The organism is Algoriphagus halophilus (assembly GCF_041729275.1).
Classification (GTDB): Bacteria; Bacteroidota; Bacteroidia; order Cytophagales; family Cyclobacteriaceae; genus Algoriphagus; species Algoriphagus halophilus_A.
In genome coordinates this window covers 3,584,685-3,599,056 of sequence record NZ_CP146486.1, presented here as the reverse complement: position 1 = coordinate 3,599,056, position 14,372 = coordinate 3,584,685, and the positions used below count along the sequence as shown (strand labels likewise).

Genomic DNA, 14,372 nt, shown 5'->3' with positions numbered 1-14,372 from the left:
GGAATTGATTTAAAGAAGTACTTTAATGTTTTACCTTTTTCGAAGGTAAATTGTAGTTTCGCAGCGCTTTTATAAAATTTCATATAAATGGCTAAAAAAAGTCAAATAGAACCCCACTTGGATTACTCATATTACTGGTTTTACTGACGTCTGGGGCAGGTTTTTTGGTGATCACTACTTGGAATAAACTTCATCAGAAACCTTACTATGCCAATAAGCCAATCTCAGAACAGGAGGCCTTAAAATTTGATTACATATTCAAAACCCAATCCGAAGGGATTTTAGGAATTGATATGTCACATTATCAAGGGAAAATCACCTGGGAGCAACTGGAACTCCAGATCAAAGATAGACCCGTTGAGTTTTTTATTTTCCGGGCTACCATGGGGGATGACCAGGATCAGCTGTTTCGGGAATACTGGAATGCTCTGGATACAATGGATGTGGCCAGAGGCGCCTACCACTACTATCGCCCTAATGAAAACAGTACGCTTCAGGCACATAATTTCATCAAGTCTGTTCACTTAAGAAAAGGAGATCTCCGGCCTATCTTGGACATAGAAAAACATTCAACCATCCAATCCCAAAACAGATTAAGAGAAGGGATCCAAAACTGGTTAAATATCGTAGAAGAGCATTATGGAGTAAAACCCATCATCTATACTGGAGATGCATTTAATAGACATGTCTTAGTTGGAAAGGGCTTTGAAGATTACCCTTTGTGGGTAGCAAATTACAACCCTATCAAAGAGCCTGAAAGTGAATACTGGGTCATTTGGCAATTTTCAGAAAAGGGTAGACTAAACGGCATTTATGAAAATGTGGATCTAAATATTCTAAGAGGTGGAAAAACTACCCTCGATGCGCTGATCCTGGATTAAACTTTTTACGCTTTAATCCATGCAAGAAGAATTGTTTAATAGATAATTGGATAAAAAATCAAAAGGTCTTAAATTCCTCATTAGACCCAAAGTAATGAAAAAGTTATCTCTGTTTTTTGCACTTCTTTTTTCCTTCGCTTCCTACTCATTCAGTCAAAAGAGCAAACCCAATATTTTATTCCTAATCGCGGATGATTGGTCATTTCCCCATGCGGGAGTATATGGGGATCCCATCGTTCGAACTCCTACTTTTGACCGATTAGCTAGGGAAGGGGCCTTATTTACCAATGCCTATACGGCTTCTCCTTCCTGTTCTCCTTCGCGAGCCGCTGTGCTTTTAGGCCGCTATCCACATCAAAATGAAGATGGGGAAATCTTTGGTCTGAATTTCCAGCACAATTCCCAACTTATGTTTCTATCCTAGAAAAAGATGGGTATTTCACTGGGTCAACACGCAAAGGATGGGCACCAGGAGACTATAAAGTCAGAGGATTGGACCATAATCCGGCAGGTAAGTCATTCGAGGATTTCGAGACATTTTTAAAGTCTAAGCCGAAAGATCAACCATTCACTTTTTGGTTTGGAAGTACAGACCCCCACCGAACCTATGAACCGAATACAGGAATCCAAACAGGAATGTATCTTGAAGACGTGACTGTTCCAGGTTTTTCCCAGATAATGATTGCGTTAGAAATGATATCCTGGACTATTATTTTGAGGTCGAAAGGTTTGATAGAGAATGCGGTCATTTGATCAAACTGCTGGAAGAAGCCGGAATTTTGGACAATACCATCATTGTCATGACCAGTGACAACGGAATGCCTTTCCCTAGAGCAAAAGCCAATCTTTATGATTATGGCACCAGAATGCCGCTCGCGATAAGATGGCCTGAGAAAATAAATGCAGGAACAGTCATTGACGAGTTTGTGAATTTTGTAGACTTCGCTCCCAGTTTTATAGAAGCTGCCGGACAAGAGCAGGAAACCATGACTGGCCAATCGCTTTGGCCTCTTTTGGCAGGGAAACAGCAAGACCGCGGTCAAGTGTACTTGGAGCGGGAACGCCATGCTAATGTAAGGAAAGGAGATCTATCCTATCCTATGAGAGCGGTTAGGGATCATCAGTTTTTATACATCCGAAATATGATGCCTGAAAGAAACCCGGCAGGTGATCCGAGTGTGCATGTATCAGTGGGCCAATATGGGGACATTGATAACTCCATTACCAAGTTTTTGATCATGAATATGGAAGGAAACCCCATTCCTGGACAGCCAGATTATTTCAAATTGGCATTTGAGAAAAGACCTGAAGAAGAGTTGTATGATGTGGTCAACGATCCTTACCAATTGATAAACTTAGCAGAGGATAATACCTTTTCCGAAGTTAAAGCTAACATGAGAGAGAAACTCCAAAATTGGATGGAAAAAACAGGCGATTTAAGAGCTACAGAACCCAGAAGTCTTTATTGGGATACAGTGCGATACACTCCGGACTATCAATTTGAAAATTACGATTTCAAAAAAATGATTGAAGAATATAGAATCATGCCTCCCTTCGGTAACTATCCAAAAGGAGGCATCCCCTGCTTAGATCAATAAGTTTATTTTACGATGATTGCCTCGGTGGTCGGTTCATAACCAATTCGATGGGCCAGCACATACAATGAATCTCCGGCATTCCATTCAAATGGTTTAGTATACACCTGCCAAGCGTCCGAGATGGATTTTCTATAACCTATGGAAGCACTAGGTGTAGGAGACTTTAATGCTACCAGTCCATCTTCATATAAAATAGCCGCAGGTTCTGTGGTTGGAGCCTGATCCATTCCTCCCCACCATTCTCGGACCATTTCCATTTCTGGTTTCGCTCCTAAATCCCCATAGTAATCGATCCAATCTAAATGCGCTTTTCGCAACTCCTCCAACTTGGTATCATATTCCGGATTGCCCGCAAGATTGTTGAATTCCCACGGGTCTACTTGTGTATCGTAAAGCTCCTCTTTGGGCTTTGTTTCATTAAACCACCGCTCTTGCTCAGGAGTTAACTTCCCTTGTTCATGAAGCTCCAATAGATGAATCATCAAAGGGTTATTGAGTCTATATTGGATGTTTTGATAGTTGGGTCTATCAATCATATAATTTCTAATATACTTATATCGTCCATCGCTCACCGCTCGAACTCTATCATATTCGGAATCCATTCGATCTCGTGCAGCATACACATATTTCCTAGGGGCAGATTTCTGAGGTCCTAAAAATGCTTGTCCTTGCATGGCAATAGGGATTTTCACTCCTGCCAAGGACAATACGGTTGGTCCAAAATCCACAAAACTCACCAACTCATTGGTCACAGATCCAGGCTCAAGGAAAGGTGCCTTGATAAAAAGTGGAATCTTCAGACCTCTATCGTAAATTTCTCTTTTGAAATACGGCATTCCATCTCCATGATCAGAGTAATAGAAAATGATGGTGTTTTCATAGAGACCTGCATCTTTTAACTCTTGAATAATCTCTCCTACTTGGGTATCCATCCGCATCACATTCGTAATGAACCGAGCCATGGTATGTCTTGAAATAGAATCATCGGGATAAACCGGAGGAATGGTCACTGAATCCGGGTCCACCAATAGAGGTTCATCCGCTCTGGCCCAAACTTGGGACTCATGGGAGATGGTTAAATTAAAAATGGAAAAGAAAGGTTGATTTGGATCAGGTCTGTTTTTCCAATGGGCAGTTCTACTGCTTTCATCCCACATTGTTTTGGGAGCGACAAACTGATAATCCTCCTTGGAGTTATTGGTAGTATAATACCCAATCATCCGAAGGTATTCTGGAAAGCCACGCATTCCATCTGGAAGAACTGTTGAATAGGTCTTAAAGCCATCAGGGTAGGCCTCTAATGCATTCGCAGACATTCCCAAGGTTCGCATATTATGGGCTCCAATCGAAGTTTGATAGGCCCCTGTGATGATGGCTGCTCTGCTGGGTGCACAAACTCCAGCCGTTGAAAAGGCATTGGTGTACTTTAAACTTTCGCTGGCGAATTGGTCCAATACCGGTGTTTTTCCCCCAGTCCCTCCATATGCCCCCAAGTGTTCTGGAGACATATCCTCATTTACAATCCATACGATATTGGGCCGATCAGGGTAGTTTTTATCAGATTGGGATTCTTCTGGAGCAGTGCAGGAAATAAAAAAGTACAACTCAACACAAATGCCAAAAGAGCGCTACTATTCAATAGTTTCATAGGGAGATTCCGTTTTACAAGGGAAAAGTTAAGTTAGGATTTTTAAAAGAAAAGCCAATAATTCTTCTACCACAAAAATGGATTTTGGCTATTCCATCCTGAAATAGAAGAATCCATACTCCCGTTTTATTTAAGTTGGCTTATTATTTTATTTAATTATCCGCTTTCATACCATGAAAGAAATTGATGCAAGATTAAATGAGCTCAACTTTAAATTTATGACTACTTCGGTCGCCTGTCCCCCGTAGCTATCGGGAGGTTTTCTAGCTAGTAAACCAAAGAAAATAAACGACTTGGAATCATTTCGGACAATCATTTAATTTGGATATCCGGATTTTTCCAAAAATCTTCAAAAGCAAATAAAGCAAGGTTAAATCACCTGTTGAATCCAATTTATCTTTCAGCCAAATGATTTAGGAACCTTGGGCAGTTTGTAATATATGGTCGAACCATTCTGTCTTTAATTCCATATAACCTCCTAAAAATCTCCCTCTCGAAAAGAAAGATTTTTTTATCTTGGAGCCAATCTCTTTAAACCCATGAAAAAACCTCTTTACATTCTCTTAGCATTCTTTTTTCTGTTTCAACACTTTTCCATCGCCCAACAAAAAGTCTGGCTCGACTCAGACACCGGTAATGAGATGGATGATCTTTACGCCATTGCCTATTTGATTAAGGTGGAGGGGATTAACTTGATTGGCCTGAGCTCAGCCCACTTCAACAATGCCGACCTGAATGTCTTCGAAAAATGGAATGCATACGAAACTGCAAACCTCAAGCCTGTTGAAGAAAGTCAACTTCTCAATGAGGAAATCCTAGCTGCGATGGGTCGGACAGACATCCCTCATCCACTCGGTGCAGACCGGCAAATCGGTCGGGCTTGGGGGCAGCAAGACCCAAGAGATTCTCCCGCTGCTCAGGCTATCATTTCAGCTGCTCGAGCTATGGTTGGAAACGAAAAACTGGATGTGGTTACACTCGGTGCCATGACCAATATCGCTACCGCATTGATGTTGGCTCCGGATATCAAAGATAAAATACGCCTGTTCTCCCTAGGCTCATGGTACACACCTCAGACACGTGCCTGGAACAAAAGTGAATTCAACATCCGATGCGACCTCAACGCCTTTGATTATTTACTCAATCTGGAAGGACTAGATTTCACGATTATGACCACGACCACTTCCTTTGCCTTAAAGTTTGACCGGGATGAAACATATTCAAGACTGGATGAACATGTTACGATAGAAAAAATCCTGGCGGATCGTTGGCAAATCCACAATCCCCAAGATAAAACCAGAGTCATGTGGGACTTAGCTTTGGTAATGGCTTATATGCACCCTGAGTGGGCTACAACCTCTTCTGTGATGACCCCTCCGGAAAATAATCCTCGGGTTGTTCAAGTCTTTACAGAAATCGATGCAGATAAAATGAGAGAGGAGTTTTGGAGATTGATCAAGTCCAGGTAAAGTACCGAATTCCGATTTTTTAAATGGAATTTCTTAAATTCCTATTCAAACGCAAAACCCAATTCTTCATGTCCCCAACCGATAAGCTTAACCGCCGAGAATTTATAGGGACTGCAGCCTCAATCGCAGCCTCTTTTTCCATTGTTCCATCTCATGTTATTGCCGGACTTGGCAAAGTCCCACCATCTGACCAAATTACCGTTGCCAATATTGGTTGCGGCACTCAGGGACTAAGAGAGATGGGTGGATTACTACTCAATCCAGCTATCCGGGTGGTAGCAGTTTGTGATTCCAATAAATACACGGAAGATTACATAGACTGGTCTCCATTCGGGATTCGAAATGATATTAGAAAAGTATTGGGTGACGATTCCTGGTGGAATAATGTCAAGGGAATACCAGGAGGTCGAGAAGTAGGTCAAGCCTATGTAGAAAAGTACTATTCCAAGAATACGCCCGGAGGTACCTATTCTGGTTGTGCCTCTTATGAGGATTTCAGAGAGCTATTTGCAAAGGAAAAAGGGATCGATGTAGTAAAAATCATGACCCCAGATCATACCCATGCCTCCATTGCCATAGAGGCATTGAAAAATGGGGTTCATGTGGTGACCCACAAGCCCATTTCCAATCGATTGATAGAAGGAAGAAAAGTCATAGACCAAGCGAAATCTTCCGGGGTAACCACGCATTTATTGGCTTGGTCAGATCGACCTGAATACCGTCAGATCAAAGCTTGGATGGACGAGGGCTTGATTGGAGATTTGAAAGAAATTCATAACTGGTCCTACCGACCTGTTTGGCAACAATGGACCAAAAGACCCACTGATACTCCTCCCATCCCCAATGGATTTAATTGGGACTTATGGTTGGGTCCAGTTCCTGACATGCCTTACCATCCACATTATACCAATAATGTATTTAGGGGCTGGTACGATTTCGGAGGTGGATCAGTAGCAGACATGGGACATTATAGCCTTTTCCCATTATTTGAAACCTTGGGAATAGATCAGTCCCCCGTCGCAGCAAAAGCATTTGGGACCTCCACACGGGAAGAGATCGACCATGTTTACCATTGGGTGGAAAATGATGTGGCATTCCCTGCCAGCTGTATGATTAAGTGGAAATTCCCTAAACAAAAAGGCCTTCCCTCCTTTGACCTATTTTGGTACGATGGGGGGATGAAGCCTTTCGCACCCGAAGAATTGGAAATGGAAGGAAAGGACACACCTGAAGAAGGATTGATGCTAGTAGGGACAAAAGGTAAAATCTTAGGAGGTTTTAGAGGTGAAAACCCTGTTTTACTTCCTGAAAGCAGAATGGATTTAAGGCCAGCATCCGAAAAAATCAATTCCAGGGAAGTAGATAGAAAAACAGATATGTGGGTAGAAGCGGTGAAATCAAAAACCCAGACTCCAGGAAGTTTTATCCGTGCCAAAACGATTACAGATACCATAAATCTAGGGGCGATAGCGCTTAGAACTGGCAAAAGAGTGGAGTTTGATGCCAGTGAGCCTAAAATCACCAATGACGAATCCGCCAATCAATATATGACCAGAGCCTACAGAAAAGGCTGGGAAATTTAACTATCATACTTTCCACTTAATTTTTATTTTACCCAAAAAATCTACACCATGAAAAACAGAAGAGAATTCTTAAAATCAGCAGGACTTGCCAGTGCTGCCGTAGGGCTAGGACTGCCCCAGTTTGCCTTTACCACTAAAAAAGCAGCAGACCCACTTTTCAAAATCTCATTGGCCGAATGGTCATTAAACAAGGCATTGTTTTCAGGTAAAATCGACCATTTGGATTTCCCGATTTTGGCGAAGCAACATGAGATCGATGCGGTGGAATATGTAAATCAGTTCTTTAAAGACAAAGCCCAAGACATGGCCTATTTGAGAGAAATGAAAACCCGGGCAGATGGTGAGGGAGTGACCTCAGTCCTCATCATGTGTGATGGAGAGGGGATGTTGGGAGCCGCCACCTCCGAAGGAAGGAAACAAACAGTAGAAAATCATAAGAAATGGGTAGAAGCAGCCAAGTTTCTTGGTTGCCATGCCATCCGTGTCAATGCCTATTCAGCAGTGCCATGGAGTACCAATCCTGCAGATGAAAAGACTGCCATGGACATTACCAGTTCAGGATTGAGACAACTCTGTGAATTTGCAGACGATTTTGACATCAATGTGATCATTGAAAATCATGGAGGCTTTTCAAGCAATGCCAAATGGTTGGCGGAAATGATCAAAGAGACAGGGCATCCCCGTGCAGGCACCTTGCCAGACTTTGGGAATTTCAGAATTGCCTCTGAGGGTGATAAAAATATTTCTTACGACTCTTATCGCGGAGTAGATGAATTAATGCCCTATGCCAAAGGAGTCAGTCTCAAACCAGTAGTATGGGATGATCAGGGAAGAGAACATCCATTGGACTATACTAGAATGATAAAAATCGTATTAGCCCATGACTTCCATGGCTATGTAGGAATAGAACATGGAGTGGAAGGCCGAGAATGGGATAGTATTTTTGAAATAAGAAGGGGCTTGGAGGATGTAAGAAGAACCTTGGAAGCGGAAGGGTAAAACCTAAAAGGGAAGGATTCAGTATTAGGTATTGAATCCTTTTTTTAAACCCCAAATATGAAAACAGAATTTTTATCAACCATTCCAGTTCTACCTTCTAGTGATATTGAAAGAGATTTACGTTGGTATGAGGAGAATTTAGGTTTTAAGAAAATTTTTGGAGACTCCATGTATGTAGGCATTCATTTCAAAACAGTTTGGCTACATCTCCAATGGCATGCAGATACCGAAGATGACCCTTTACTAGGAGGATCTGTAGTTCGAATTTTTGTAAAAAATATTGACAATTATTTCAACTCATTGGTCGCGAAAGGAGTGGTTCCAAAAGATAAATTAAGAAAGAATACCCCCTGGGGAACACATGAATTCGGATTATATGATTTGAATAACAATGCAATCTTTTTTGTAGAGGACGTTTAATCCGTTTCGGAACTTTTCCAATTAAAAATTGGTATTTAATGGTTTAATACCATTTTTCTATGCTATACCAGGGCCCTTCCAAAGAGTATCTTAGAATTGAATGCATCACTTCCAACAACTGCGACTTAGTCAAAGAACAAATTCCTTCTGCACAAACCCTAATTTGGATATTGGAAGAATCTGAACTGAGAATAGACGGAAAAAAATATTCCTTTCAAAAAGATGAAATCATTTGTCTGACAGAATTTCATCAAGTGGAAATACTATCCATTTCAAAAGCAAGGTTGATCCGATTCAACAGGCCCTTTTTCTGTATTTTGGATCATGACTCTGAAGTAGGTTGTAAAGGCATTCTTTTTTTGGTTCTTCACAACTCCCCATTATTCAACTGGCTGAACCGGATCAAGAGAAGTTGAACGCGTTGTGGAACATTTTCTTGATGGAACTATCAGAAAATGAAGATGCACTTCAACTTGAAATGCTTCAAATGCTTTTAAAGAGATTATTAATCCTGTGTACCCGGATCTTCAAAAATCATAAAAATTTCAGTGCATTGGACCAGCCTCATTCTGACTTGATTCGAGAGTATAATTTCTTGGTAGAAAAGCACTTTAAAACCAAAAAATCAGTCGCTGAATATGCCGATTTATTGAATAAGTCACCCAAAACTGTCGCTAACCTATTTTCTAAACCTGGGGCAAAATCACCTTTGAGTTACATTCATGACAGAACCATGTTGGAAGCAAGAAGGCTGCTGGGCTATACCGATAAATCCATCAAAGAAATCGGTTATGTATTAGGTTTTGAAGATATCCAGGCTTTCAGCCGGTTTTTCAAAAAAACGAAGGAATTTCTCCCTCAGAATTCAAGGAATCTTTAAATCAGGGAAAAATTGCCAACTTCTAGGGAAATATAGACTAACCCTGCCCTTTCATCTTCCTGCATCTTTGTACTGTTATTTTATTTCAACCACAAAAAACAGTACCACATGAAAAATTACAGCGTTCCAACTAGAGAAGAAGTTAGCCCAGCTAACCAGTCTATTTTTGACCAACTAAACAAAGGTCTAGGATTTGTGCCAAACCTCTATGCTTACTTTGCCAAAAACGAAACCGCCTTAGGGGATTATTTAACCCTTCAAAACCGCAAGTCAAGCTTAAGAGCAAAAGAAAGAGAAATCATCAACTTGGTGGTTTCCCAGGTCAATGAATGTAGATATTGCCAATCTGCGCACACTGCATTAGGGAAATTAAATGGATTCACTGAAGATCAAATTTTAGAGATAAGAGGAGGTTCTGCTACATTTGATCCAAAGCTGGATGCATTGGCAGCATTTACCCAATCCGTTACCATCAATAGAGGAAAAGCAAGCCAAAAAGCCAAAGAAGCTTTTTTTGCTGCAGGCTATACGGAAGCCAATCTGATCGATGTTGTAATCGTGATTGGGGACAAAATCATTTCTAATTACATCCATAATTTGACTGGCTTTGAGATTGATTTTCCGATCGCTCCTGAATTGGTGGAAATAGAAAACTAAGCCAAAATTGAGACTGAAAAAGCCAGAGAAAATCTGGCTTTTTTTATGCCCTCAACCTAGTAACTTTAGGGGATGACACAACTATTAGGACAAATTTCACTTTTAGTCAATGACTATGATGAAGCCATTGCTTATTATACCAAAACCCTGGATTTTGAATTGTTGGAAGACTCACCAATCAATGAAACCAAGCGATGGGTAAGAGTTTCCCCTCCCGGATCATCATGCCATCTGCTCCTAGCAAAGGCTGCAAATGAATCCCAAAAAGCACAAGTAGGCTTCCAAGCTGGTGGTCGGGTTTTTCTCTTTCTTTATACCGATGATTTTTGGAGGGACTATAAAAAATATACAGCCAGAGGTGTGGAGTTTATTCGGGAACCCTCGAATGAGAATTTTGGGATAGTTTCAGTATTCAAAGATCTCTACGGAAACCTTTGGGATTTTATCCAACCCAAAGATCTTGAGCGATTTTTTAGTAAATTGGAGTAGATTTTAAAAACCAGAATCATGAAGCTGAAATCCTACACCTCAGTTCTACTTTTATTTTTTTGATGGTTTTAGAAGGATGTAAAACCACTCAACCGTCCACCAATATGAAAGCGAACTTATTAGATGGAGAATGGGAAGCAAATTACATCATGGGAACCCCAAAAGGGATGCAGGAACTCTTCCCAAATGGAAATCCCACAGTGACCTTTCAAACTGTTGAAAATTCAATTTCGGGATTTGCAGGATGCAACAATTTCAATGGATCGTTTTCGACGGACGGTAATAAAATTACTATTCCAGAGAATTTGGCCGTCACCAGGAAAATGTGTCCAGATATGTCGGGAGAAAACACTTTTCTAGAGAGTTTGAATAAAGTGAATTCTTACTCTGTCACAGAACAAGGAAATACCCTGAACTTGATCATGGGAGATATGGCGATTATGAGACTAACCAGAAAATAATATGAAAAAGCTATTCATTGTACTTCTTACTTTTTCTGTCTGGCCAGCTTAAGCGTAAAGGGTCAAGACTGGAAGGTGATTGCTGAAAAAACAGTCAATTTTAAAGCAGAAAAAGATGTGGTAAATCCCATGCCAGGAGAGAGGAAAGTTGATAAAATCAGGATTAAATGTATCCAGGGAACGGTAAAACTGAAAAAGTCCGTGTCTTTATGGCTGATGGTACAGAAAAAGAATATGATGCCAAAGGGGTGGGAGTGCTGACCAATGGAATGACTTCTTTGGCTTGGGATCTGCCTGGCAAGGGTGGAGATCCAGCCTTGAAAAAAATAGAGCTGGAATATGATTCAGTTGGAAACATACTATTGACCAAACGGGCCAAAGTAGAAGTGGAGGCTAGAATGGCGGGCAAGTAACTTATTCTAATACTAGGTCAATAATAACAACCCTTTAGATCATTCTTCAATCAATTCCAATAATTCAAAATTAAGAAAATCCTCTTTCGCCTCTGGGTTTTCGGGATGATTGGTTGAAAGATACAATCCTTTTTCACCTACAAAGTAATTGCTAGGAAAATACCTTCCTGCATCAAATTTTCTTTCTGTCAGGATGTTAAAATCTCTATCCATAACCATAATGACAAAAGGTCCTGGATTAGTCCTCAATGACCTTAACTTTTCATCACTTTCTATTTGAATCGTGGGATATGCAAATCTGTAATACACCTTCCTAAAAGGATCAAAAACCAATGATTCGTACCTTGATGTAGCCAAAGCATAGGTATTGTAGCCTCTACTATCTATGTCCTTGGGAAATGTAGGCATACTTTCATCCAAAAAAGAACTTTTACAGATTTTGGATTGCCAAGTCTCTTCTTCTGAGCCTTTAAAGTAAATTTTATGATCCCCCATGAATGAGACTACTGTTTGATCGCCATTCTTAAGAATGCTGAATTCCAACTGCTTTTGTCCATTTTCTAAATAATCCTCAGGAAAACCAAAGGGTAATAAACTTATACTTTCATCTTTAAGATTAACAGACATTAAGAGGGACATCGAGTTCAATTGTTCTTGATTTATTTCGTTGGGTCGAACCATCCCCCTTACACGCCCTATTAATCTATTTCCGCTTATTTGAGGAGGAGATAAATAATAGCTGTTATGAAGAAATAACCCAGCATAGCCTTCAGGAGACTTTACTTTTATCTTATTTTTCACATGACCAGAAGTATCCGTAAGAACAATCTCATTGCCAGTGGAAGGAAAAATTAAGATGCTATCTAAGGTTTGAACATGAAAATAATCCATCCTCAATCCTTGCTCTCCCTCCTGTTCAAAAGTCAATTCCTTGATCAAAGCCTCTTTTTCCTAATCGTATATTTGAAGAGTATTGGTATTCCAATTAGCGTTGAATAAATAGGGTTTTTCTCCCAAATAATGTTGAAGTCCCACACTGATATTTGCAGTGCTATCATTTAATGGAATAGCGATATTATCTGGAGAAGAAACCAAGGACCATTGGATGGTTTGATTGGACTCTTTAGTATTGCATGAAATATTCACCAAGAAAAGGAGTGAAAAAACCAAGTATTTCAAAATTTCTACGAGTTAAATAGATAAACAATTCTGTAAACTAATATATTTTTCATTCAACCCGTTATCTAGTTAGTCAAACTTGAATAATTCCCAAAAAAGTGGGATCCGCGAAAGGTTTGTTTCCGGATTGAAAGTGTATTTTTGGAAGAAAATTATTTGTATCCATGTCCGACTCTACTAACCCTGAATCTCAACCCAACAATCCACTTCATGGCGTTAAGCTGGTTGATATGGTAGAGCATTTGGTAAACTACTATGGCTGGGAAGAGCTAGGGCAGCGAATTACCATCCGATGTTTTACCCATGATCCATCGATCAATTCCAGTTTAAAATTTTTAAGAAAAACTCCCTGGGCCCGGGATCGTGTGGAAGGATTATACCTCAAGTCATTGAGGGATGCCAAGAAAAAATAACCTATACAATTCCAATAAAAAAAGCCCAAAGGATTCTCCGGGCTTTTCGCTTTATGGGTTGTGGTTGTTATACGTAATTATTTAACATCACTGGCATCACCAGCATTAGGATGTCTTCGTTTTCGTCTTGCTCTGCCGGTAAAATCAAACCAGCTCTATTTGGAGCAGAGAATTTCAAGGTCACTTCTTTGCAAGAAAGGTTGTTCAACATTTCTACCAAGAATTTCGCATTGAATCCGATTTCAATATCCTCTCCATCATGTTCGCAAGAAAGTCTTTCATTCGCTTCATTGGAGAAATCAAGATCTTCTGCTGAAATCATCAATTCACTTCCTGTCAACTTCAATCTTACCTGATGAGTGGTCTTATTGGCATAGATCGCAATACGTCTCAAAGAACTTAATAATTCAGAACGATCAATGGTCATCAAGTTTGGATTCTCAGCAGGGATTACATTTTCATAATCCGGGAATCGCTCATCAATCAATCTACAGATCATCTTGATGCTATTGAACTTGAAATAGGCATTGGACTGATTGAACTCTACAGATACAGGCACATTCTCAGATGGTAAAGTAGATTTAAGTAAGTTCAAAGCCTTTCGAGGGATAATCAAACTTGCAGCATCCGAAGAAGCTACATCTACTCTTCTATATCGTACCAATCGATGACCATCTGTGGCCACGAATGTGGTATTGGTAGGGCTAAGGTTAATGTAAACACCTGTCATTGCCGGTCTCAACTCGTCTGAGCTGGTAGCAAAAATTGTATTGGAAACTGCGCTCGCAAGCACCTCAGTGGACATGTCCACAGTAGTAGCATTGCTTACAGTTGGGATCTTAGGGAAATCAGTTGCATTTTCTCCCGCAAGTCTATATCGACCATTGTCAGAGCTGATTTCAACAGCATAAGTATCATGATCAATACTGAAAGTAACTGGCTGCTCAGGCAAGTTTTTCAAAGTTTCGATCAAAATACGAGCGGGGACAGCAATATTTCCATCTTCTTTTGCCTCTACGGCGATTTCGGTAATCATCGAAGTTTGAAGATCCGAAGCAGTAATGGTCAAGACACTGTCTTTTATCTCAAAAAGGAAGTTTTCCAAAATTGGAACAACAGGGTTGGTAGTCACCACACCGTTGATCGCAGAAAGCTGCTTGAGTAAGGCAGAAGAGGAAACAATAAATTTCATATCGAAGGGCTTATTAATTTTAATTCTCGCAATGGGGTAAATTTATAAATAAAATTGATTTAGAACTGACCCGAAACGTAAAGACTCGAA

19 protein-coding genes are annotated in these 14,372 nt (G+C 40.3%); 15 read left to right on the top strand and 4 right to left on the bottom strand.

Translation table 11 applies throughout. The features are described from left to right. Positions 1-167: 167 nt before the first annotated feature. The 4 genes from V8V91_RS19250 to V8V91_RS19235 all read left to right on the top strand — a co-directional run bounded on the left by V8V91_RS19250 (position 168) and on the right by V8V91_RS19235 (position 2,479). Entirely contained in the window at positions 168-881 is a 714-nt protein-coding gene (locus V8V91_RS19250; RefSeq protein ID WP_373396829.1) for a glycoside hydrolase family 25 protein, read from the top strand. A 94-nt stretch (positions 882-975) separates the two neighbouring features. Then, positions 976-1,305 carry a sulfatase gene (locus tag V8V91_RS19245; RefSeq protein WP_373396828.1) on the top strand — a complete coding sequence of 110 codons (330 nt, stop codon included), beginning with the start codon at positions 976-978 and terminating at the stop codon, positions 1,303-1,305. A gap of 68 nt (positions 1,306-1,373) precedes the next feature. Continuing rightward, a complete protein-coding gene (locus V8V91_RS19240) occupies positions 1,374-1,634 on the top strand; it encodes a hypothetical protein (RefSeq protein WP_373396827.1) in 261 nt (86 codons plus the stop codon). Then, positions 1,631-2,479 carry a sulfatase/phosphatase domain-containing protein gene (locus V8V91_RS19235; RefSeq protein ID WP_373396826.1) on the top strand — a complete coding sequence of 283 codons (849 nt, stop codon included), beginning with the start codon at positions 1,631-1,633 and terminating at the stop codon, positions 2,477-2,479. Before V8V91_RS19240 ends, V8V91_RS19235 begins: the two co-directional genes overlap by 4 nt. Before the next feature lie 2 nt (positions 2,480-2,481). On the opposite strand, the gene V8V91_RS19230 is transcribed toward V8V91_RS19235, so the two are convergent. Continuing rightward, positions 2,482-4,083, bottom strand: coding sequence for a sulfatase (locus tag V8V91_RS19230; RefSeq protein WP_373396825.1), 1,602 nt, complete (start codon positions 4,081-4,083; stop codon positions 2,482-2,484). A gap of 583 nt (positions 4,084-4,666) precedes the next feature. Here V8V91_RS19230 and V8V91_RS19225 point away from each other — a divergent pair. From V8V91_RS19225 to V8V91_RS19180, 10 genes are all read left to right on the top strand, one after another. Then, entirely contained in the window at positions 4,667-5,596 is a 930-nt protein-coding gene (locus V8V91_RS19225; protein WP_373396824.1) for a nucleoside hydrolase, read from the top strand. Between the two features lie 68 nt (positions 5,597-5,664). Further along, entirely contained in the window at positions 5,665-7,179 is a 1,515-nt protein-coding gene (locus V8V91_RS19220) for a Gfo/Idh/MocA family protein (protein WP_373396823.1), read from the top strand. A 48-nt stretch (positions 7,180-7,227) separates the two neighbouring features. Then, positions 7,228-8,178 (top strand): TIM barrel protein, encoded by a 951-nt coding sequence (locus V8V91_RS19215; protein WP_373396822.1) that lies wholly within the window; start codon positions 7,228-7,230, stop codon positions 8,176-8,178. 57 nt (positions 8,179-8,235) lie between these two features. Further along, positions 8,236-8,598 carry a glyoxalase/bleomycin resistance/extradiol dioxygenase family protein gene (locus V8V91_RS19210; protein ID WP_373396821.1) on the top strand — a complete coding sequence of 121 codons (363 nt, stop codon included), beginning with the start codon at positions 8,236-8,238 and terminating at the stop codon, positions 8,596-8,598. 59 nt (positions 8,599-8,657) lie between these two features. Then, a complete protein-coding gene (locus tag V8V91_RS19205) occupies positions 8,658-9,014 on the top strand; it encodes a hypothetical protein (protein ID WP_373396820.1) in 357 nt (118 codons plus the stop codon). 23 nt (positions 9,015-9,037) lie between these two features. Beyond that, complete coding sequence (locus V8V91_RS19200; protein WP_373400755.1) at positions 9,038-9,478, top strand: helix-turn-helix domain-containing protein; 441 nt, start codon at positions 9,038-9,040, stop codon at positions 9,476-9,478. A 108-nt stretch (positions 9,479-9,586) separates the two neighbouring features. Beyond that, complete coding sequence (locus V8V91_RS19195; protein WP_373396819.1) at positions 9,587-10,135, top strand: carboxymuconolactone decarboxylase family protein; 549 nt, start codon at positions 9,587-9,589, stop codon at positions 10,133-10,135. Between the two features lie 72 nt (positions 10,136-10,207). Then, complete coding sequence (locus V8V91_RS19190; RefSeq protein ID WP_373396818.1) at positions 10,208-10,624, top strand: VOC family protein; 417 nt, start codon at positions 10,208-10,210, stop codon at positions 10,622-10,624. A gap of 104 nt (positions 10,625-10,728) precedes the next feature. After that, complete coding sequence (locus tag V8V91_RS19185; protein ID WP_373396817.1) at positions 10,729-11,085, top strand: META domain-containing protein; 357 nt, start codon at positions 10,729-10,731, stop codon at positions 11,083-11,085. A 167-nt stretch (positions 11,086-11,252) separates the two neighbouring features. Next, positions 11,253-11,498, top strand: a complete 246-nt coding sequence (locus V8V91_RS19180) for a hypothetical protein (protein ID WP_373396816.1) — start codon at positions 11,253-11,255, stop codon at positions 11,496-11,498. A gap of 39 nt (positions 11,499-11,537) precedes the next feature. Here the strand turns inward: V8V91_RS19180 and V8V91_RS19175 are convergent, their stop codons facing one another. Both V8V91_RS19175 and V8V91_RS19170 read right to left on the bottom strand, forming a co-directional pair. Next, positions 11,538-12,437, bottom strand: a complete 900-nt coding sequence (locus V8V91_RS19175) for a DUF4221 family protein (RefSeq protein ID WP_373396815.1) — start codon at positions 12,435-12,437, stop codon at positions 11,538-11,540. 12 nt (positions 12,438-12,449) lie between these two features. Beyond that, positions 12,450-12,677: a hypothetical protein gene (locus tag V8V91_RS19170; RefSeq protein ID WP_373396814.1), complete on the bottom strand. Its 228-nt coding sequence runs from the start codon at positions 12,675-12,677 to the stop codon at positions 12,450-12,452. A 164-nt stretch (positions 12,678-12,841) separates the two neighbouring features. Here V8V91_RS19170 and V8V91_RS19165 point away from each other — a divergent pair, with 164 nt between their 5' ends. Continuing rightward, the gene (locus tag V8V91_RS19165) at positions 12,842-13,090 is read left to right on the top strand and encodes a VF530 family DNA-binding protein (protein WP_373396813.1); all 249 of its coding nucleotides are present in this window, start codon (positions 12,842-12,844) and stop codon (positions 13,088-13,090) included. Positions 13,091-13,157: 67 nt separating this feature from the next. Here the strand turns inward: V8V91_RS19165 and dnaN are convergent, their stop codons facing one another. Next, the gene (dnaN, locus tag V8V91_RS19160) at positions 13,158-14,282 is read right to left on the bottom strand and encodes a DNA polymerase III subunit beta (protein WP_074226811.1); all 1,125 of its coding nucleotides are present in this window, start codon (positions 14,280-14,282) and stop codon (positions 13,158-13,160) included. Between the last annotated feature and the right edge of the window lie 90 nt (positions 14,283-14,372).